This is a genomic window from Xanthomonas sp. LMG 12460 (assembly GCF_009192895.1).
In the GTDB taxonomy this organism is placed as follows: domain Bacteria; phylum Pseudomonadota; class Gammaproteobacteria; order Xanthomonadales; family Xanthomonadaceae; genus Xanthomonas_A; species Xanthomonas_A sontii.
The window spans coordinates 19,633-41,203 of sequence record NZ_NKUH01000063.1 but is presented as its reverse complement, the minus strand read 5'-3'; the positions used below and the strand labels follow the sequence as shown (position 1 = coordinate 41,203).

The following is a 21,571-nucleotide window of genomic DNA, read 5'->3' as shown; positions in this document are numbered from 1 at the left end:
GCCCCCTCCGCCACCGCCCAAGCCGGAGCCCGAGCCGCCCAAGCCGCAGGAGCGCCTGCCGCCCAAGCCGCTGCAGGCCGCCGAGCCGACGCCCAAGCCCGAGGCTGCGCCCACACCGCCAGGCGACCCGCTCACCGCACCCGCCGGCCCGGGCGACAACGCCTTCGGATTGCAGGCCGGTGCCGGAGGCGGCACCCGTATCGGCGGCCAGGGCGGCGGCGGCAGCCCGTTCGCCAGCTACGCCGCCAGCGTGCAGCGCGCCGTGCAGCAGGTGCTGCAGCGCGACGAACGCACGCGCAAGGGCCGGTACACCGCCACCGTCGCGTTGTGGCTGAACCCTGACGGCAGCATCGGCCGGTTGCAAGTGCTGCGCTCGGCCGGTCGGCCGGAACTGGATGCGGCGATCGTGCGGGCGCTGCAGAACCAGCCGTTGCCGCAACCGCCGCCGCCCGCCCTGCCCCAACCCATCCAGTTGCGCATCGGAGCCCTCGCTCCGGGCTGACTTCCGCGTTTCACATCCAGGACTTCGCGCATGACGCTTCCGCTCCCTTCCCTCCGTCCTTCCCGACTGCGCATGGCGGCGCTGGCGCTGCTGCTCGCGCCCGCCGCGGCGCTGGCGCAATCGGCAGCGGCCTCGGTCGATCCTGCGCAGCTCAATCCGCAGGTCACCCTGCGCCTGATCGACCTGCTGGTGGCCAAGGGCGTGCTCACCCGCGCGCAGGCCGACGACCTGATCCGAGAGGCCGCCGCGCTGCCGGCGGCCGCGCCTGTCTCGCCCGCCGGCACGCCGGCCTACGCCACCGCACCCGGCGCGGTGGTGGTGCCGTACGTTCCCGAGCCGGTGCGCCAGCAGATCAAGGACGAACTGCGCGCCGAGGTCACGGCGCAGGCCAAGTCCGAAGGCTGGGCGGCGCCCGGGGCGCTGCCGGAATGGACCCAGCGCCTGCGCCTGTACGGCGATCTGCGGGTGCGCGGCGAAGGCGTGTTCCACCCCGACGGCAACTACGCCTTCTTCCCAGACTTCGGCGACATCAACGCCGGCTCCGGATTCGACGTGGTCGGCGCCAACAACGCGCCGTTCGTCAACACCACCCGCAACCGCAGCCGCATGCGCCTGCGCGCGCGCCTGGGTGTCAGCGCACAGATCGCCGACTGGGTCCAGGCCGATCTGCGCCTGGCCACCGGCAGCGACCGCAGCCCGGTGTCCACCAACCAGACGCTCGGCAGCGGCGGCAATCTTTCCAAGTACTCGCTGTGGCTGGACCGCGCTGCGCTGCAACTGACCCCGCTGGAGGCGCTGTCGCTGTCCTTCGGCCGTTTCGCCAATCCGTTCTGGAGCAGCGAACTGGTATTCGACAGCGACCTCAACTTCGACGGCGTGGCCGCCCGCTACGACCTGGCCGCCTCCGATCCGGACGCGACGTTCGCGCCCTGGGCCAGCGCCGGCCTGTTCCCGGTCTACAACACCGACTTCGACTTCGGTTCCACCAGCACCAGCAAGACCCGCAGCCGCGACAAGTGGATGTACGGGGTGCAGGTCGGCGCGAACTGGCGCTTCGCCGATGCCACCGCGTTGCGCGTGGGGCTGGGCTATTTCGAGTACGACCAATTCGAAGGCAAGCGCTCGTCGCCGTGCCTGGCGCCGACCTCGGCCGACAGCTGCGACAGCGACGGCTCGCGGCCGCAGTTCCAGCAGTTCGGCAACACCCTGTTCGCCCTGCGCGACATCGTCGCCGACCCGTCCAATCCCAACGGACCGCAACTGCAGTACTACGGCTACGCCAGCAAGTTCGGCGTGGCCGACCTGCACGCGCAACTGCAGTTCGCGCAATTCGATCCGGTCATCGTCTCGGTGGAGGCGGACGTGGTCAAGAACACCCGCTACGATCCCGCGCGCATCCTCGCGCTCGGTCCGGTCAACAACCTCGGCAACCAGGGCGTGTTCGAAGGCGGCGACATGGGCTACGCGCTCAACCTCACCGTGGGCCAGCCCAAGCCGATCCAGCCTGGCGAGTGGAACGTCAGTCTCGGCTACCGCTACCTGGAGTCGGATGCGGTGCCCGACGGGTTCACCGATTCGGATTTCCACCTCGGCGGCACCAATGCGCGCGGCTTCATCGTCGGCGGCACCTATGCCCTGGCGCGCAAGACCTGGCTGGGGCTGCGCTGGCTGAGCGCCAACCAGATCTCCGGTCCGCCCTACGCGGTGGACGTGCTGCAGCTCGATCTGGGCGCGGAGTTCTGACATGCGCGGTCCGTCCGACTTCCGCCTGGTCTTCGCGGTCCTGTCCGTGCTGCTGGCGATCGCGCCGGCGCAGGCCCAGGAGGGCAACGAGGCCCGCCTGCGCGACGCGTTGCGGGACACCAGCGCTCGGCTGCGCCAGGCCGAGGCCGCACTGGTGCAGCAGCAACTGGCCACCGCCGCCGCCGAGCGCGAGCGCGATGCCTTGCGCGCGACGCCGCCGCCGCGCAGCGCCGACCCGGGCCGCGAGGCGGCCCTGCAACGCCAGTTGCAACAGCTACGCCAGGAGCACGACGCGGCGCTGAGCCAGCAACGCAGCCAGCAACGCAGCCAGCAGCAGGCGCAGCAGCAGGCCGCGCAACGCGCTGCGCAGGACCAGCAGGCGCTGGCGGCGCAGCAGGCGCAATTGCGGCAGGAACGTGCGCATGCGCGCGACTGCGCCGCGGCCAGCGCGGCGCTGTACGCCAGCGCCCGCGAACTGGCCGCGCTGTACCGCGATCCGGCCTTCGTGCGCTTCGTGCGCAGCCATGGCCGCGAGTTGTTCGGGATGGCCAGGGTGACGCGCGAGAACCGGGTCCGCCAATTGGAAGACCGCCTGGCCGAACAGGACGCACAGGCCCAGGCCTGCGCAGCGCCCGCGCCGCCGCTGCCGGTCGCGGCGCAGCAGGACGCCGCGCCGTGATCCAGCGCGTCGCCCTCGGCCTGGCGCTGGCGCTGGCCGCACTGCCGGCGCATCAGGGCCTTGCCGCGCCGCCGCCGGCCACGCCGTGCGTGCAGGTGCGCGTCGGCGAGGACGTTGCCGGTCACCTGGATTGCCTGAACCAGGCGCTGCAGGCGGCCGCGACCCGCGCCCGCCCAGCGGCCTCGCCGCTGACGCGTGCGGCGACCGCGCTGGATCCGCTGCAGCGCGGCCAGCCGACCCCGGCCGCGCTGCGCCAGCGCTACGGCACCGCGTACGGCCGATCGCTGCAGCCGCAGCGGCCGCCGCCGCCCGCGTTTTCCACCCCGTTCGCTCCGGCGCATTGACGCGCCGCCACCGAGACCGCCGCCATGCCCCGCATCCACCGCCATTCCCGCCGCCCTCTGCGCCCGCTGTTGCTGAGCGTGGCGATCTCGGCCGTTCTGGTCGGACGCGCCGAGGCGCAGAGCAGCCCGTTCGTGCGTCGCGGCGCGGATCCGGGCACGCAGGCCGCGGCGGCGGCGCAGCGTCAGGGACTGCAGTCGGCGGCCGCCAGCAAGCTGGCGCAGACCTCGCTGCAGGCCTTCCAGCGCGCCGCGCAGACACGCCAGGCGCTGGATGCGGCGCAGGCGAGCGCGCGCGCCGCGGCCCAGGCCGCGCAGCACACCGGCGTGCCCGACGGCCTCGGCAAGGGCGGGCTGCAGGTGCCGGACGCGGTGGTGATCGATCCGGGTCCGGTGCGCAGCGACGACCCGCGCCTAGGCCAACGCAACATCTGGCTGGGCGCGCGCGCGCCGACCCAGCAGAGCGTCGACGGTGCCACCCAGGTCACCATCCAGCAAACGCAGAAAAAGGCCATCCTCAACTGGGAAACCTTCAACGTCGGCAGCCGTACCCACCTGCAGTTCGACCAGTCCGCCGGCGGCGCCGACGCGGCGCAGTGGATCGCGCTCAACCGGGTCAACGACCCCAGTGCCGCGCCGAGCCGGATCCTGGGCAGCATCCAGGCCCCTGGCCAGGTGTATCTGCTCAATCGCAACGGCGTGCTGTTCGGCGGCGCCAGCCAGGTCGCCACGCACTCGCTGCTGGTGTCCTCGCTGGATCTGTTCGACGCCAACCCGGCGCGCAGCGATCAGGCGTTCCTGGCCCGTGGCCTGTTCGGCAGCGCCGGCCAGAGCGGCGTGGTGCTGAGCGGTCTGGACAGCCTGGCCGCGGGCCGCACGCCCGGCGATATCCGCATCGACAGTGGCGCGCGCCTGTCCAGCGGCAGCCAGGGCTACACGCTGATCGCCGCACCGAACGTCAGCAACGCCGGCAGCGTGACCGCGCAGGACGGCCAGGCGCTGCTGGCGGCAGTGCTGGGCCTGCGCCAGTCGCAGGAACTGCAGCAACTGCTGGGCGGCGCCAGCGGCAGCGTGGCGCCGCTGGGCTTCGGCGACTTCGTCTCGCCGGTGGGCAGCGACCGCTCCGGGGTCGGCCGGCTCGACAACAGCGGCATCGTCGCCGCCACGCGCGGCAACGCCACCCTGGTCGGCTATCAGGTGCAGCAGCGCGGCCTGGTCCAGGCCACCACCAGCATCAGCCGCCCGGGCAGCGTGATGCTGCTGGCGATCGACCAGGACAACCAGTTCGGCGGCGGCGCCCTGGTCAACTACAAGGGCGGCGCCCTGGAGCTGGCGCCGGGGGCCGTCACCGCGATCCTGCCCGAACGCGACGGCGAGACCACCACCTCCAGCCCGGCGTCGGACCTGGCCTTCCTCGGGCCGAAGATGGTCCTGGCCGGCGCGCAGATGGCCCTGCGCGGTCAATCGCTGACCTTCGCCCCCGGCGGCAGCGTGGATCTGCTCGGCCTGGGCCGGGAAACCACGCTGCTGCGCGGCCGCGCCCTGCTCAACAACCGCATCCTGCTCGACAGCGGCGCGCAACTGGATGTGTCCGGCATCGCCGACGTGCAGATGCCGATGGACCGCAACCTGGTGCAGATCCCGCGCGTGGGCCAGAACGAACTGGCCGATGCGCCGCTGCAGCGCGATGGCGCGTTGCTGCGCCAGTCGCTGCGGTTCGACCGGCGCGCCAGCGGCGTGCGTGCCGACGGCCAGGCCTGGGTCGGCAGTCCGCTGTTGAACGCGCAAGGCTATGTCGACCAGGTGCCGCGCGATATCGATCAGATGCTGCTGAACGGCGGCACCATCAACATCGGCGCGCGCGACCTGGCGATCGCGCCGGGGGCGCAGGTGAGGCTGGACGGCGGTTATGTGCACATGCTCGGCGGGATCGTCGAAACCCCGCGCCTGCTGGGCGCCGATGGACGCCTGTACGACCTGGCCGATGCCGATCCGTCGATGCGCTATTTCGGCATCGCCGGCAGCCAGAGCCTGGCGCACACGCGCTGGGGCATCAGCGAGACCTTCGCCAATCCCCTGCTCGGCAGCCGCCGCTACTACGAAAGCGACTACCTGCAGGGCGGCGACGCAGGCGCGCTGAACATCGAACTCGGGCGCCATTCCAGCGGCAGCGGGCAGGAACTGGGCGTGGCCGTGTTGGCCGGCGATCTCTCCGCGCAGGCCCTGGCCGGCCGCTACCAACGCGCCAGCGGCACGTTGCCGCACGGCGGCGCCCTGCGCATCGACAGCGACGTCGGCCTCTACAACAGCGGCATCGGCGCCTCGGTGAACGGCGACATCAGCCGCGATCGGCGCAGCTGGCAGATCGTCGACAGTGCGGTCGCGTGGCCGCAGGGCCTGGATCTGCCCACGCCGGCGGCGGACCTGCCGGGCGCCACCGGCCAGGCCCAAGCGCGCGACAATCCGCTGTTCTGGTCGCAGCTGTCCACGCGCATGCTCGACGGCAGCGGCGTGCAGAGCGTGGCGATCGGCAATGCGCCGGTGATCGAGGTGGCGCCAGGTACGGCCTTGCAGGTCGTCGATGGCGGCACGCTGTCGCTGCAGGCGCAGCGCCTGCAGATCGACGGCACGCTGACCGCGCACGCGGGCAGCATCGCCCTGCAGAGCGCCGGCGGCATCGCCACCGTGCAGGACCCGCGCCAGGGCGGCAATGCCCTGCTGGGACGTGGCGACCTGCTGCTGGGTGCCAATGCGCGCCTGGACGTGAGCGGGCGCTGGGTCAACGACGACCGGCGCTTCGGCCAGGACGCGCAGGGCAGCGCCTTCGTCGATGGCGGACGCATCGCCCTGGACGCGCTGCAACTGCGCCTCACCGATCCGCTCAGCGGCACCGACAGCGACCAGAGCGGCGCGATCAGGGTGGCCTCGGGCGCGGTGCTCGACGCCTCCAGCGGCGGTTACGTCGATCGCAACGGCGCCTTGGCCATGCGCGAGGGCCGCCCGCTCGGCCATGGCGGCGACATTGCGCTGCGGACCTACGTGCGTCCGCAGAGCGAAAATCCCGGCGCACCGACCTACACCGCCGATCTTGCGCCCGGCGACGGCGCTGGGTTGCTGCAGTTCGACCCGGCCAGCCTGCGCGCGGACAGCTTCGCCGGCGGCGGCACCCTCAGCCTGCGCGCCTTCGGCATCCAGATCGGCGGTGCCGCGCCCGCCGACGCGCGCGTGCTGCAGCTCGATCCCGGGTTCTTCGCCGGCCAGGGCTTCGGCGGCTACGACCTCGCCGCCGAGCAGGACGCCACCGTCGCGGCCGGCACCCAGGTACGGGTGAGCCAACGCAATCTGCTTCCCGACCTGCAGGCCTTGCGCGGCGCCGCCAGCGGCCGCGATGTGGTCGGCGGTGCGGCCCAGCCAGGCGGCAACGGCTTCGCCACGCTCGGCACCCTGGACGCCTTCTATCGACCGGCCACCGATTTCGCGCTGCGCGGCGGCGATTTCCTCGGCCGCGTCGCCGGCGATCCCAGCCGCAGCGGCGCCAGCGGGCAAGTCCGTCTGGACCAGGGCGCGCAGTTGTCGCTGGACCCCGGCGCGACCGTGCGCGTCGGCGGTCGCGGCCAGGTCGCGATCCTCGGCGGCATCCAGGCCAGGGGCGGCGACATCAGCGTCTCCGCCGACACCTCGGCCGATGCCGGCCTGTCCGCAGCGCCGGCCGTGGACCGCGGCCGCGCCCACGCCGTCCCCGGCAGCGTCGTATGGTTGGGTGCTGAAAGCCACCTGGACGTGTCCGGCATCGCCCTGCTCGACCCGCAAGCCGCCCTGAAACCCACCGCCAGCGGCCTGCGCCAGCCGCGCAGCGGGCGCGTCCTCGATGGCGGCCACATCACGCTCAGCAACGACAGCGGCGCCATCGCGGTCGCCAACGGCGCGCAACTGGACCTGTCCGGCGGCAGCGCCTTATTCGACTTGCCCACCGGCAACAGCGTGCTAGGCGGCGGCGAGACGTTGCAGGCGCAGACGGTGGGAAGCGCAGGCGGGCGCCTCGATCTTGCTGCCGGCACCGGCCTGTTCTTCGACGGCCGCATCCGCGCCGGCGGCGGAACGGCGCAAGACCGCGGCGGTACCCTGGCATTGCAGGCGCTGCAATTGCGCGAGGGCGCCACGCCACTGCTGCCGGGCCCAAGCGGCATCGTGTTCACGCAGAACGACAGCCGCATGCCCGCCATCGCACAACCGGGGACGCCGCTGCCGGCTGCGGCCACGCCCGGCCCGCTGTATTTCGCGGCCGAGCGCCTGCGCGACAGCGGCATCGACACCCTGCTGGTCGGCGACCAGGCGCCCGGCGTGGCACCGCGCCCGCAGGTGCCGATCGGTTTCGCCGGCGACGTCGATCTGGCGGTCGCGCGGGCCATGGTGTTCAACGCGCCGCGTTATGCGCTGCTGCCAGACGCTGCCACCGGCTTCGGCGTCCTTGCCGCGAGTAGCCAGGTCACGTTGCGCGCGGCCTACGTCGGCCTCAACGGCTGGCAGTCGCCGGGCAGCGCGAACGCCCGCTTGACCGAACGGGCTGCGCCGGGCGCCACCGCGCTCGAAGTCAGCGCCGCACACATCGACCTGGGTGGCCAGTTCGCCCTGGACGGCGTCGCTGACGCGCGCCTGTCGAGCAGCGGCGCAGTGCGGTTCCACACCCCTGCGGCCTACGCGTATCTGGTCGACGCCAACGGCGTGGCCACCCCACGCGCCGGGGAACTGCTGACCGCCGGCAACCTGACCATCAGCGCCGCGCAGGTGTATCCCGGCAGCGGCGAGACCTTCCTGGTGCGCGCGCTCGGCGCGCCCGGCGCCGACGGCAGCCGCGCCGACACCCGCATCGCGCTGCAGGCGCAAGGCACGCTGCCGGCGCTGCCGCTGTCGGCCGGCGGCACGCTCGCGCTGGACGCGACCCGGATCGACCAGGACGGCCGCCTGCGCGCGCCTGGCGGTCGCCTGCTGCTGGGCGTCGCCGCGCCCGACGATGCCGCCGCACGCGCGGTGTTCGGCGACCGTGCGCTCACCGCCACGCGCGAGGTACGGCTCGGCGCGGGCAGCGCTACCTCGGTCTCGCTGCAAGGCCAGGTGCTGCCCTACGGCGCCACCGTCGACGGCAGCCAATGGCGTTACGACGGCAGCGCGCAGGGCAGCAGCACCGCGCTCACCGCGCCGCCGCAGAAGCAGATCCGGGTGGACGCGGACAGCGTGACCCTGGCGCCGGGCGCCAGCGTGGACCTGTCCGGCGGCGGCGACCTGCAGGCCAGCGAATGGGTGCCGGGCACCGGCGGCAGCCGCGACCTGCTCGCGGCCAGCAACACCAGCTATGCCAGCGGCAGTGCGGTGCAGGTCCCGCTGTATCCGGACGCACGTGCGGTCTACGCCATCGTGCCCGGCGCACAGAGCCCGGTCGCGGCCAGCGACGCCGCGTTCGAACGCAACGGTGGCGCCCCGGCGCTCGGCAGCGCCGTACATCTGAGCGGCGTGCCCGGCCTGGCCGATGGCGACTACACGCTGCTGCCGGCTAGGTACGCCACCCTGCCTGGCGCCTACCGCGTGGTCGCACGCAGCGGCAGCGACGATGCCACCGCCGCACAGAATTTGACTGCACCAGACGGCACCGCGGTGGTCGCCGGCTACTTCGTCGACACCCTGAGCGGCACTCGCCACGCCCGCAGCCAGTTGTTCGAAGTGCAATCGGCGGCGACCTGGGGCCTGTATTCGGAATACACCACGACCAGCGCCACGTCGTTCTTCGCGGCACAGGCGGCAGGCCGCGGTGCCGCCGCACCGCAACTGCCGCGCGACGGCGGACAACTGGTGCTGGCCGCCGGCAGCGCGCTCGGACTGGGTGCCAGCCTGGCCACTGCCGCGGCCAGCGGCGGCAACGCCGCGCAGGTGGACATCGCCGCGCGCGCGCTGCAGGTCCTGGGCAGCGGCCAGAGCGCGGCGCCCGGCTACGTCGGGGTCGATGCCGCCGCGCTGAACGCATTGAACGCCGGCAGCCTGCTGCTCGGCGGCACCCGCACGCAGACCGACGCCGGCCTGCGCGTGCAGGTGACCTCGGAACGGCTGCGGGTCAGCAACGACGCCGCGACGCCACTGCGCGCGCCCGAACTGCTGCTGGTGGCCGGCGGCACCGGCGATGCCGATGCCGGCCTGCGCGTGGACGCCGGCAGCATGCTGCAAGCCCAGGGCGGCAGCGGCGACCGCGATGCCGTCACGCTGTCCTTCGGCGAGACGGGCGGCGCCAGCGGCGACGGCGCGCTGCTGCGCCTGTCCAGCGTGGGCCCGGCATCGATCGTGCGCAGCAACGTGCCGAACGCGGAGCAGGCCCGCGCGCGCCTGCAGGTCGGCGCCGGCGCGCTGCTCGAAGGCGCCGCCGCCCTGACTCTCGATTCCACCGGCGACACCGCGATCGACGCCCGCGCGCTGCTGCGCGGTGAGCGCATCGATGCCAGCGCCGGACGTGTGCGCCTGGATCCACAGGCCGCCAGTGGCGCAGCCGATGGCCTGGTGCTCGGCACCGGCAGCCTGGCGCAGTTCGCGCAGGCGCGCCAGATCGGCCTGCACAGCTATGGCGACATGGAACTCGCCGGCGGCCTGGACCTGCACGTCGGCAGCGCGCTGACCCTCAGCGCCGGCCGCTTCCTCGGCGACGGCGGCGACGTCACCCTCGGCGCCGATCAGCTGACCCTGTCCAATCAGGGCGGCAGCGCCACGGCGAAGACCGCCGCGGCCGAGAGCGGACGGCTGCACCTGCAAGGCCGCGAGGTGACGTTCGCCGGCGGCGACAAGCAGCTCGGCGGCTTCGCCAGCGTTGCGGTCGATGCGACGCAGACATTGTACGTGCGCGACCGCGGCCAGTTCGACTTCGGCGGCCGCGACGTCGACCTGCGCACGCCGCTGCTGCTGGCCGACGCCGGCGCCGACCAGGCACTGCGTACCGGCGGCGCACTGCGTCTTCAACGGACGTCGGGCACCGGCAGCGCCGCGCAGCCGCTGGGCGGCAGCGTGAGCCTGATCGGTGCGACGCTCGACAGCGACGGACTGATCCGCGCCAACTCCGGCGCGATCGCGTTGCGCAGCACCACGGGCACGCTGAACCTGCACGACGGCGCCACCCTCGACGCCAGCGGGATGGCAGACACCTTCTACGGCACCGTCCGCTCGACGCCAGGCGGCACGATCGCCGTGCAGGCCGACGTCGGCGACGTGCGCGCCGACGCCTCCACCCGCCTGATCGTGAGCGCCAGCGGCAACGCCGATGCCGGCGGCGTGGCCCTGGCCGCCCCCCAAGGCCGCGTGACCCTGCCCGGCACCCTCGACGGACACGCGCAACAGGGGCACGGTGGCCGCTTCGCACTCGATGCCGCCAGCGCCATCGCCCTGGATCCCCTGTCCGCGCAACTGGCCGGCGGCGGCTTCGACGACAGCATCGACGTGCATGCGCGCAGCGGCAACCTGGACTTGAGTGCGGGATCGACGCTGCGCGCGGCGACGGTGCGGCTGACCGCCGACGGTGGCGCCGACCGTCCCGGCACCGATCCAGACGACGGCAACGTGCGCATCGCCGGCAGCATCGACGCCTCGGGCGCGGCAGGCGGCAGCATCGCGTTGTGGGGCCGCCACGGCGTGGCCGTCGATGGCCGCCTGCTGGCGATGGGCAGCGCGGCCGACCGGCGCGGCGGCAGCATCGAATTGGGCACCGGCGGCCGCTCCGACGGCACCCTCAACGCCGACTACGGTTACCAGAACGTGCAGGCCGACGGTGCCGGCCGAATCGCGCTGGGCGCCGATGCGCTGCTGGACGTCTCCGGCGGCAGCGCCGGTGGATTGTCCGGCGGCAGCGTGCAGATCCGCACGCCGCTGCTCGCCGAGGGCGAGGTCAATGTCGGCGTCGCCGAAGGCGCACGCATCCGCGGCGCGCGCGAGGTCGGCCTGGAAGCGTACGCCGTGTGGAGCACCACCGACGCCAGCAGCGACCCAGCCAAGCATTTCGACGGCATCGTCGATCCGGCCGGCTGGTACGACGCGCAGGGTGCGCTGCTGCCGGGCAGTTGGACCGACCTGGCCGGCAATGCGGTGGCTGCGCCGACCACGCCCGCGCAGGTCGCCGATTACCTCAGCCGTTATGTCTTCGTGCCCGACGCCGCCAACGCCGCGCATCGCGGCTTCTACGGCTACGCCGACGATGCGGCGGGCGCGCCCGGCACGCTGATGGGCTTCGTGCAGAAACCGGGCTTCGCATTCGAGGCGCGCCTGGCCAACCTGCCCAACCTGCGCGCGCGCCCCGGCATCGAACTGCGCAATCCCGACCCGGACATCAACGGCGGCGAGATTCGGGTGATGAGCGCCTGGAACCTGGGTTCCGGCGCCGACCGCGATCGGCTCGACTTCCGCTACAACGGCAACGCGCCGGTGCTGAGCCTGCGCGCGCAGGGCGCCGTCAGCCTCCAGGCCAGCCTCAGCGACGGCTTCTACCAGTTGCGCAATCCGTTCGGCGGCGGCGGCCCGAAGGCGCCGTACAGCAGCGCCGAAAGCGCCTACCAGGCGCTGCTGGACAACGCCTTCAACAATGCCTTCGTCAGCATCGACGGCCTGCTGCCGGCGCCAGCCTCGGATCCGGGCGCCGACCAGGACGAGGCGCAGCAGTACTACGGCCAGTACCTGCAACTGCTGAGCATGCTGCAACAGCCGCAGACCCTGGGCGGACTGCCGACCAATCTGCTGGAAGGCGTGATCTACAGCTATGCGCCCGAAAACGGCTATCCGGTGCAGGACTACCCGGATCAACCGCAGGCACCGCAGGCGCCGACCTCGCCGACCGACTATGCGACCTATCTGGCCGGCTACCAGCGCTACCTGCTTGCGCTGTTCGACTACAACACCGAACTGTCCAATGCCGGGGTGTTCGGGTTGGCCACGCTCGCCCTGCCTTCGGCGCCGGTGCTGGGGCCGCTGTTGCCGGCGGCAACCCACAATACGCCGTCGCTGCAGGCCGCGGCGGACAACCCGTTGCCGCTGGCGACCAGCAGCCTGATCGGTGGCGACAGCAGCCGCTATCGCATCGTCGCCGGCGCCGATTTCGCCGCGGTGCGGCCGGATGCGCTGCGCAGCGGCAGCGACGCCGACGTGGTGCTGGACGGCCACCAGCGCTATCAGGAAAGCGGCAAGAAGGACGTGCTGCTGCCCACGGTGGTGCGTACCGGGATCGGCAGCATCCAGATCGCCGCCGCGCGCGACCTGCGGTTCGCCGATGCCGACGCGCCGGCGAGCCTCTACAGCGCCGGCCGGCCCGCGCCCGACAGCGAGGACGCCGCGGATCTGCGCATCGTGCGCAGTGACGACGGCAGCCGCAGCGCCGACCAGGTGGTCAGCGCCCAGGCCACCGCCGAAGCCGCCGGCGACCTGCGGCTGCAGGCCGGCCGCGACATCCTGGGCAATCGCCAGGTCTTCGATCGCGACGGCAGCCGCACCGGCGTGGCCGGCAACTACGTTGGCCAGTACTGGTGGCCGTGGCTGCAGGTCGGCAACCCGCTCGGCAACGACGGCAGCACGCCGCGCGCCGGGCTGATCAACTACGGCGGCTTCGCCCAGGGCGTGATGAGCAGCGGCGGCGACGTCGCGGTACAGGCCGGGCGCGACATCCGCGAGCTGTCGGTGTCGCTGCCCACCAGCTACCGGTTGACCGCTCAGGGCCGGCAGACCTACGGCGGCGGCGACCTGCGGGTCGACGCCGGACGCGACGTGCTGGGCGGCGACTACTTCGTCGCCCGCGGCCGCGGCACGCTCACCGCCGGCGGCAGCCTCGGCAGCGCGTTCGCGCTGCAGGGACAGGGCTACGACGCCGCCGGCACGTTGCGCAGCGTGAGCAGCGCGGTGGACCCGGTGTTCGCGGTGCAGGATGGGCAGTGGAGCATCCGCGCCGGCGGCGAGGCCGACCTCGGCGCCATCGTCAACCCCAGCTACGTGATCGCCTCCGGCGGCGTCGCGGCGCTGTTGCGCGACGGCGGCCGCGCCGTCACCGACTACGGCAACGCCTCGTCGGTGGAGATCCAGTCGCTCACCGGCGACGTGCGCCTGGGCACGCTGAAGTTGCCGGCGCTGCTGTTCGGCAACGGCGAACGCGATACCGAGCGCCAGGCAGACAGCCTGATCCTGGGCGGCAGCGTGTTCGACACTGTGCTGCCGGCGCAGTTGCGGGCGATCGCGCATGGCGGTGCTGTGCAGTTCGAAGCCAGCGCCCGGCTGTCTCCTTCGGCGCAGGGCCAGCTCGAGGCGATGGCGCAAGGCGACATCCGCCTGTTCGACGACACGCTCAGCGCCAGCAAGAGCAAGTATCAGTTGGCGATGCTGGACGAGGCCGGCGGCTACGACGGCAACGACGCCGCCGCAGGCAGCGGCACGCCACTGGACCTGCACCGCGACGATGCGCAACCGGTCCGCCTGTACAGTCGCAATGGCGATCTGATCGGCGGCCACGCCGCCGACGGCTACCTGGTCGATCCGCTGACCCTGCGGGTCCCGACCGCGGCCGACATCCGCGCCGGACGCGACATCGTCAACCTCGACCTGCGCGCGCAGAACGCCAGCGCCTCGGACGTCACCCGCGTACAGGCCGGCCGCGATCTGTACTACACCCCGATTCAGGGCGGACCCCGCGATACCGGCACCGGCGGCGCGGTGCACTGGGGATGGCTGGAACTGGCCGGACCAGGCACGTTCGAAGTCGAGGCCGGCCGCAATCTCGGGCCGCTGACCTCCGCCAACGAGGCGCTCGCCGCCAATCTGCTGCACGACCGCAATGCCGGCGGCATCCGCACCACCGGCAACCGCCGCAATGCCGGGCTGCCGAGCGCCGGCGCAGACCTGGTGGTGCGCTACGGCGTGGCCAACGGCGAGGACATCGACGCCTTCGCCGCGCTGTATCTGGATCCGCAAGGCGCGCACAGCACCGCCACCTACCAGCAATGGCTGCTCGCCTTCGTGCAGGCGCAGGACGCGGCCTTCCCCGCTGCGGCGCCAACGGCCGCGCGCAGCGTCCTGGCCCAAGAGACGGGCGAGTCCGCCAGCGCCTGGCAGCGCTTCGAGCGACTGCCCGTCGACAAGCGCCGTCTGCTGGTGGAGCGCGTGTTCCTGGACGTGCTCAAGCGCGTCGGCGAGGGCTATGCGGATCCGGCCAGCGCGGACTACCAGAAGTACGCGCGCGGCTATGCGGCGATCGAAGCGTTGTTTCCTGCGCGGTTCGGCTACACCCGCAACAACCTGGAAGGCGGCAGCAACGGCGCCGCCACGCTCAGCCTGACCGGCACGCTGGACATGCGCGGCTCGACCCTGCAGACCGAACGCGGTGGCGACATCCGCATCCTCGGGCCCGGCGGCGGCCTGCAGGTCGGCAGCGTGCTGGCGCCGCCCACGGTGGTGGACAGCCAGGGCACCGTGCTGATCGGTCCGGCGCAACAGGGCATCCTGGCGGTGGGACGCGGCGACATCGGTGTGTTTACCGACGCCAGCGTGCTGCTGGCGCAGAGCCGCGTGTTCACCCAGCGCGGCGGCGACCTGATGATGTGGAGTTCCAACGGCGACATCAACGCGGGCAAGGGCAGCAAGACCAGTGCCGAGCGTGCCCGAGTGCGCTACCTGTGCGACCAGGACCAGTACTGCATGCTCGATGCCAGCGGCCAGGTCAGCGGCGCCGGCATCGCCACGCTGCAGGCGTCGGTCGACGATCCGCGCGGCAACGCCGTGCTGGTGGCCCCCCGCGGCACCGTCGATGCGGGCGACGCGGGCATCCGTGCCAGCGGCAATCTGATCGTGGCCGCACAGTTCGTTGCCAATGCGGACAATATCCAGGTCCAGGGCGACGCGGTCGGCGTGGGTAGTGCGCGCAGCGTCAACACCGGCGCGCTGAGCGCGGCGTCCAACGCCGCAGCGGCGGTCTCCGATGCGGTCGGCGATCTGGCCGCACGCAGCGCTCCCGGGCCAGGCGAAGCGCCGGCGATGATCACCGTGCAGGTGCTGGGCTTCGGCGATTGCGCCATCGACGATCCGCGCTGCCAGCCGCATCCTTGATCCGGATGCGGCATTGCCGACGCGCCAGTCAGGGCGGCAACGCGCGGCCGATCCAGGCCGACCGGATTTGGAAACGATGCCGGCTGCCGGACAGCACGGTGCGATCGCGGGGCCGGTATCGCATCGCCCCGCAAAAATCAGCGACGACCATCGCGACCGCCAACGTGCATGACATCTGCACGACATGCTTCGCCGTCACGCACCGCGCGGCGTCCCGCATCGCGGTCGATGGTGCATTCCGTATACATGGAACGCGCACAATCAAAATATCAGAACCTAAATCGTCATTTTCTTCTAGTTCATTATTTCATAAAGGTGATACGCCGCTATTTGCAGAATGCGCATCACAGGTAAGGAAATGTTCCCTGGAATGTCGCCACCGCAACATCTGCGCCGCACATGCTGATCTCGCGCCAGGAAGAAGGCGCAAGCACGCAAGGTAAAGAATTCCCCCGGATTCATTCCGTCGTTTTCTCAACCAAGGAGAACAGCAAGTGCGCAATCTCACCCTTTCCCGTTTCAGCGCGATCGCCGTGGCGATCGCGGCCATGTCCACCGGCTCAGCGATGGCCGCCGAGAACCTGTATGGCGGCGGCGCGACCTTCCCGGCGCAGCCGTACGTCGGCAACACCTACACCGCGGTCACTCCGAACGCGCGCCTGTCGACCAATGCCGGCAATACCGCCGGCAGCGGCTCTACCACCGCCGCCCTGGGCAGCGGCTCGGTGTTCCTGACCTACAGCAACGGCAGCAGCAACAAGGTGTCGTATTGCCAGACCGGCAGCGGCTTCGGCAAGAACACCCTCGCCGGCAGCACCGCCGCCAACCAGGCCTGCAACGACTTCAGCACCTCGCCGCTGGGCCTGAGCGCCGCGGCCTCGGCGCCGGACTTCATCGGCACCGATGCGCCGTACAGCACCTCCGACTACAACGCCTTCCTCAATGGCGGCAACGCCGCCGGCCGTGTCGGCATCGTCCAGGTTCCGACCCTCGCCGGCGCCATCGCACTGCCGCAGAGCACCCCGACCGCCAGCTTCAACCTCACCGCGGCGCAGGTCTGCCAGATCTATTCCGGCCTGGTCAGCGACTGGAGCAGCGTGTCCGGCAGCGGCACCAGCGGCCCGATCAAGATCGTCTACCGCACCGACGGCAGCGGCACCACCTTCGCTTTCACCAGCTACCTGGCGCGCACCTGCAACGGCACCAGCAACGTGCCGTCGGGCTTCACCTTCACCCCGAACCAGACCTTCAACTCGGCGCTGCCGGGCGGCGTCAGCGGCGTGTACGGCTCGCGCGCGATCGGCGCCAGCGGCAACAACGGCGTGGTGACCTCAGTGCGGGTGACCAACAGCAACGCGCTGGGCTATGCCGATGTCGGCGAAGTGCTGCTGCAGGCGGCCCGCTACGTCACCGTGGCCGGGTTCGATCCGAAGAACTTCGGCAAGGACTCCAGCGGCAATCCGGCGCCGGTGACGCTGGCGGCGTCGGCCCTGCTGAGCGGCCGCGTGCTCGACGGCGCGACCGTCAACGCGGTGCCGGGCAGCGGCTCGACCGCGGTGAAGAACTGCGTGCGTCTGGTCAACCCCAGCGCCGCGATCACCAACGCCTACCCGATCGCGGCGATCACCTACCTGGCCGGCTTCACCAGCGGCAACGGCAGCACCGCGCATGTGCAGGCGGTGAAGGATCTGTTCAACATCTTCTACAACACCAGCACCCGCCCGGCGCTACCGGATGGTTTCGCCTACCTGGGCGGCATCACCGCCTCGGCGCAGAACACGGTCAATACCTGCGTGCAGTAATCGCGCAGCGCAACCGAGCGCATGCGCAGCCGGTGGGCCTTCGTGCCCGCCGGCTTTTGCGTGCGCGTTGCGCCTGCGGCAACTCCGGCGGATGTCAAAACCCGTGCGGCAGGCGCACCCGCGCGCACAGCCCGCCGCCCGCGCGGTTGGCGAACTCCAGCGTGCCGCCGTGGGCCTGGCAGATGGCCGCGGCGATCGACAGGCCCAGTCCGCTGCCGCCGGAATGGCGTGCCCGCGAATCGTCGGCGCGCCAGAAACGGTCGCCCATCCGCGCCAGCGCTTCCTCGTCGACGCCAGGACCGCGATCGGCCACGAGGATCAGCACGCCATCGGCATCGGCCTGCGCCTCCAGCGCCAGTTCGCCGCCGGCCGCGGCGTAGCGCAGCGCATTGTCGATCAGCACCGACAGCACCTGGCCCAGGCGGTCACGGTCGGCGCTGATGTGCAACTGCTCCGGAATGCGCACCTGCACCTGCATGCCGGCCTCCTGCAGCGGCTGCGCCGCCCAGGTCAGGCGTTCGCGGACCAGGGCGCCGAGTACGAACCGCTGCGGCTCCAGCATCAGCTGGTTGGCGCGGGCCATCGACAGCAGGTGCAGGTCGCCGACCAGGCGATTGATCTGCTCCAGCTGGCGCTGGACCATACGCAACTGCTCCTCGCTGCTCGGGAACACCTGGTCGAGCATGCCCTGCACCCGCCCCATCGCCGCGTTGAGCGGGGTGCGCAGTTCGTGCGCCAGCATCGCGCTGGACTCGCGCACCTCGCGCTCGTACCGCTGCAGCTGCGTGCTCATGCCATTGAAGTCGGTCGCCAGCCCGGCCAGCTCGTCGGGGGCGCCAGGCACCACCCTGGCGCGCGCGGCGAAATCGCCATCGCTGATCCGCCGCGCCGCCTCGGCGACGTTGGAGAACTGCCGCGACAATGGCCGCGAAGCGAGCAGACCGCAGACCACGATCACCGGGATCGACGCCAGCACCATGCCGGCCAGCAGCCACCAGTCGCGGCTGGCCAGCCCGGGCAGGAAGTCGGCCACGTCGTAATAGGTTTCGAACAGCTCCCACAGGCGCCGCGCATTGCTGTGCGGATCCTCGCGCAATTGCAGCATCTCCTGCCGCGCCTGCGGCGGCAGGCGGCTCAGGGTGGAGACGTCCCAGATCGCGAAGCGCAGCACCATGCCCAGCGCGATCGCGATGATGGTCAGCACCGCCAGCGCGCTCATGCGCAGGCCTACCCATTGCCACAGCGGCGCGTGGCGCTTGCGGCGGAACCAGGCCCAGTTCATCGGAAGCGGTAACCGATGGCGCGCACCGTCACCAGCAGCCCGGTGACCTGCTCGTGTTCCAGCTTCTTGCGCAGGTTGTGCACGTGCGCATCCACCACCCGCTCCAGCGCATCGCTGTCGGGCAGGCAGATCTCCAGCAGTTCGCTGCGGGTGAAGGCCTTGAACGGCGTCTTCATCAGCGTCGCCAGGATGTTGAATTCGGTCGGGGTCAGTTCCAGCGCCACCTCGTGGCCGTCGGGATCGCGCACCGTGGCGCGCACCGCCGCGGTGTCCACGGTGAGGCGCTCGTGGCGCAGCGGCTCCTCGCTGGCGCGCGCCGGCCCGGCGCGGCGCAGCACCGCAAACACCCGCGCCACCACTTCCTTGGGGCTGTACGGCTTGACCACGTAGTCGTCGGCGCCGTAACGCAGCGCGCCGAGCTTCTCCGGTTCGTCGCCCATCGCGGTGACCATGATCACCGGCGTGTCGCTGCTGCGGCGGATCGTGGACAGCACCTCGGTGCCGCTGAGCCGCGGCAGCATCACGTCCAGCAGCACCAGATCCGGCTTCCACTGCGCATGCACCGCCACCGCCTTCTGCCCGTCCTCGGCGATGGTGACCTCGAAGCCGTCGCGGCGCAGGTAGGCCTCGAGGATGCTGGCGCTGTCGGCATCGTCTTCGACCAGCAGGATCTTCTTCGCGTGCATTGCCCGGTGCCCGTGTTTGGCGTCTTGATGGAATCTTGAAGATTCCTAGAAGGCGGCTTGAACATGCCCGCCGATGCTGGCAGTCGAGTTCGATCACCCGACCGTTGCCATGATTCTACCGTCCCTGCCGCTTCACCCGTGTCGCACCCGCGCCCTGCTCGGGCTTCTCGCACTCGCCTTGGGTGGCTGCTCTTTGGCGCCGGTCTACCAACGCCCGCAACCGGCCCTGCCGCCCACCTTCGGCGCGACCAACGCGACCGCGGCCGCCGCACCTGATCGCGGTGAGAGTGCGCTCACCGACCAGGAACAGCAGTTCGTGCGGACATTCTCGCCGCAGCACGACCTGACCCCACTCGTCACCCTGGCGCTGGCCCACGATCCGGACTTCCGCAATGCCGTGCTGACCGTGCAGCAGGCGCGCGCCCAGTACCGCATCGAACGCGCGCAGCAGCTGCCGCAGCTCGGCCTTGATGCCCAGGGCACGCGTCGCAGCTACGACGACGCGGCCACGCAGGCGCGCTATGGCCAGAAGCTGAGTACCGTCGCAGTCGGCGTGGATGGCTTCGAACTGGACCTGTTCGGCAAGCTGGCCTCGCTGTCGGCGGCGGCGCAGCAGCGTTACCTGGCCTCCGAAGACGGCCGCCAGGCGGCGCGCGGTGCGCTGATCGCCGAGGTGCTGCGCGCCTACACACTGGAGCGTGCTGCCCTGCAGAGCCAGCAGCAGGCGCAGACCATCGCCGAGCGCAGTGCGGCGCTGCTGGCGATCGCCACGCGCCAGCAGGCGGTCGGGCTGATCTCCCGCGATGCGCTGGACCGCCAGCGCCACGACGACGACCAGGCGCAGGCGCGCGCGCAGCAGGTCACCAGCGATCACGCCGCCGCTCGCCGCGCCCTGCAACTGCTCGCGGGCTACGCCACGCCGGACGGCGCCGGCACCTTGCAGGACCTGCTGCCGGGTGCCGGGCAGGACGATGGCCGCACCTGGCGCGACCTCGACTCGCAGTTGCTGCTGCAGCGCCCGGACATCCGCCAGGCCGAGGCCGAACTGCGCGCGCGCAATGCCGACATCGGCGCCGCACGCGCTGCCTTCTTCCCGTCGATCCGCCTGAGCACCTCGCTGGGTACCGCCAGCGAGGCATTGAACGGCCTGTTCATGCCCGGCAGCCGCACCTGGAGCTTCGTGCCGCAACTCGTGCTGCCGCTGTTCGACGGCGGCCGCAACCGCGCCAACCTGGATCTCGCGCAATTGCGCAAGGACGGCGCGGTGGCCGACTACGAGAAGACCGTGGAAGCGGCGTTCCGCGAGGTCGCCGATGCGCTGGATGCGCTGCCGGCACTGCAGCAGCGCGAGCGCGGCGAACGCACCAATCTCGAGCGCGAACGCCAGCGCGTGGCGCGCCTGCAGCAGCGCGTGGCGCAAGGTCTGCAGGACCGCCCCGAGCTGCTGGCCGGCGACATCCAGGCCGCGCAGGCCGAACTGGCGCATCTGCAGGCGCGCCAGGACCTGTTGCTCGATCGCATCGCGCTGTTCCGCGCGTTCTACGGCGTGCCGCTGCCGCACGCGCCCTGATGACCTTTCCCCCGCACGAGGTTGCTCCGATGAAACATCTCCTGTCCGTTCTGTCGCCCACGCTGACCGTGGCGGTGCTGGCGCTGCCGCCTGTCGCGCACGCCGCAGACCCCGATCCGGCTCCCAGCGCCGGCCTGTTCGGCGACCGCACCCAAGTGAGCGTGGGCGCCGGCGCCATGCTGACCCCGCGCTATGCCGGCTCCGCCGACGATCGCGTGCAGGCGGTGCCAGTGCTCTCGGTACAGCGCGGCATCCTGTTCGCGGACACGCTGCGCGGCGCCGGCGTCCAGTTCCAGAACGCGCACGGCTTCTCCGCCAGCCAGTCGTTCGGCTACGACCTGGGCCGCCTGCAGCGCAACAGCAGCTGGCGCCCCGGCTCCAAGCGCCTGGCCGGCATGGGTGACGTGCCCGGCGCGATCACCGCACGCAGCCTGGTCATGCAGCAGCTCACCCCGTACCTGGCGCTGGACGCCGAGGCGGAGTTCGCGCTGAAGGACGGTGCGCGCCGCAACCGCTACCGCGCCGGCGCGCGCTTCACCCTGATGCAGGCGGCGGCCGACAACGTGACCCTGGACCTGGACGCGCACGTCGGCGACCGCCGCTTCAACCAGGCGTACTTCGGCGTCACCGAGGCGCAAAGCCTGACCAGCGGATTCCAACCGCACCGCGCCGATGCCGGCGTGTACGCCTACACCGTCGGCGCCGAATGGGATCACACCCTGTCGCCGCACTGGACCGCCTCGCTGCTGCTCAACGCCACCCGCTACGTCGGCCCCGCCGACGGCAGCCCGGTGGTGCGTCGCCGCGCCGCTGCCGGCGGCGGCGCCACCGTCACCTACACCTTCTGAACTTTCTCGGGACACCGCC

At 71.7% G+C, this 21,571-nt stretch carries 10 protein-coding genes; 8 read left to right on the top strand and 2 right to left on the bottom strand.

Annotated features, from left to right (window positions below):
• From CEK66_RS20800 to CEK66_RS13525, 6 genes are all read left to right on the top strand, one after another.
• Positions 1 to 502, top strand: a 502-nt coding sequence (locus CEK66_RS20800) for a TonB family protein (protein ID WP_152237255.1), incomplete at its 5' end; no start/stop codon positions are given.
• Positions 503 to 532: 30 nt separating this feature from the next.
• On the top strand, positions 533 to 2,245 hold the full coding sequence (locus CEK66_RS13545) for a putative porin (protein WP_152237254.1): 1,713 nt from the start codon (positions 533 to 535) through the stop codon (positions 2,243 to 2,245).
• A gap of 1 nt (position 2,246) precedes the next feature.
• Positions 2,247 to 2,924, top strand: a complete 678-nt coding sequence (locus tag CEK66_RS13540) for a hypothetical protein (RefSeq protein WP_152237253.1) — start codon at positions 2,247 to 2,249, stop codon at positions 2,922 to 2,924.
• A complete protein-coding gene (locus CEK66_RS13535) occupies positions 2,921 to 3,268 on the top strand; it encodes a hypothetical protein (protein WP_152237252.1) in 348 nt (115 codons plus the stop codon). The genes CEK66_RS13540 and CEK66_RS13535 overlap by 4 nt, the downstream gene beginning before the upstream one ends.
• A 24-nt stretch (positions 3,269 to 3,292) precedes the next feature.
• On the top strand, positions 3,293 to 15,364 hold the full coding sequence (locus CEK66_RS13530; protein ID WP_152237251.1) for a filamentous haemagglutinin family protein: 12,072 nt from the start codon (positions 3,293 to 3,295) through the stop codon (positions 15,362 to 15,364).
• A gap of 494 nt (positions 15,365 to 15,858) precedes the next feature.
• Positions 15,859 to 17,166, top strand: coding sequence for a substrate-binding domain-containing protein (locus CEK66_RS13525; RefSeq protein WP_152237250.1), 1,308 nt, complete (start codon positions 15,859 to 15,861; stop codon positions 17,164 to 17,166).
• A 94-nt stretch (positions 17,167 to 17,260) separates the two neighbouring features.
• Here the strand turns inward: CEK66_RS13525 and CEK66_RS13520 are convergent, their stop codons facing one another.
• A complete protein-coding gene (locus CEK66_RS13520; protein ID WP_152237249.1) occupies positions 17,261 to 18,448 on the bottom strand; it encodes an ATP-binding protein in 1,188 nt (395 codons plus the stop codon).
• Positions 18,445 to 19,134, bottom strand: a complete 690-nt coding sequence (locus CEK66_RS13515) for a response regulator (RefSeq protein WP_152237248.1) — start codon at positions 19,132 to 19,134, stop codon at positions 18,445 to 18,447. Before CEK66_RS13515 ends, CEK66_RS13520 begins: the two co-directional genes overlap by 4 nt.
• 73 nt (positions 19,135 to 19,207) lie before the next feature.
• On the opposite strand from CEK66_RS13515, the gene CEK66_RS13510 reads away from it, so the two are divergent.
• Positions 19,208 to 20,704 (top strand): efflux transporter outer membrane subunit, encoded by a 1,497-nt coding sequence (locus CEK66_RS13510; RefSeq protein WP_152237247.1) that lies wholly within the window; start codon positions 19,208 to 19,210, stop codon positions 20,702 to 20,704.
• A 29-nt stretch (positions 20,705 to 20,733) separates the two neighbouring features.
• Positions 20,734 to 21,552, top strand: coding sequence for a MipA/OmpV family protein (locus CEK66_RS13505; protein ID WP_152237246.1), 819 nt, complete (start codon positions 20,734 to 20,736; stop codon positions 21,550 to 21,552).
• Positions 21,553 to 21,571 lie beyond the last annotated feature (19 nt).

Bases quoted from the DNA above. Each gene is read 5' to 3' on its own strand.
- CEK66_RS13530 (WP_152237251.1), top strand. From the start codon at position 3,293: ATGCCCCGCATCCACCGCCATTCCCGCCGCCCTCTGCGCCCGCTGTTG.
- CEK66_RS13505 (WP_152237246.1), top strand. From the start codon at position 20,734: ATGAAACATCTCCTGTCCGTTCTGTCGCCCACGCTGACCGTGGCGGTG.
- CEK66_RS13545 (WP_152237254.1), top strand. From the start codon at position 533: ATGACGCTTCCGCTCCCTTCCCTCCGTCCTTCCCGACTGCGCATGGCG.
- CEK66_RS13540 (WP_152237253.1), top strand. From the start codon at position 2,247: ATGCGCGGTCCGTCCGACTTCCGCCTGGTCTTCGCGGTCCTGTCCGTG.
- CEK66_RS13515 (WP_152237248.1), bottom strand. From the start codon at position 19,134: ATGCACGCGAAGAAGATCCTGCTGGTCGAAGACGATGCCGACAGCGCC.
- CEK66_RS13510 (WP_152237247.1), top strand. From the start codon at position 19,208: ATGCTGGCAGTCGAGTTCGATCACCCGACCGTTGCCATGATTCTACCG.
- CEK66_RS13520 (WP_152237249.1), bottom strand. From the start codon at position 18,448: ATGAACTGGGCCTGGTTCCGCCGCAAGCGCCACGCGCCGCTGTGGCAA.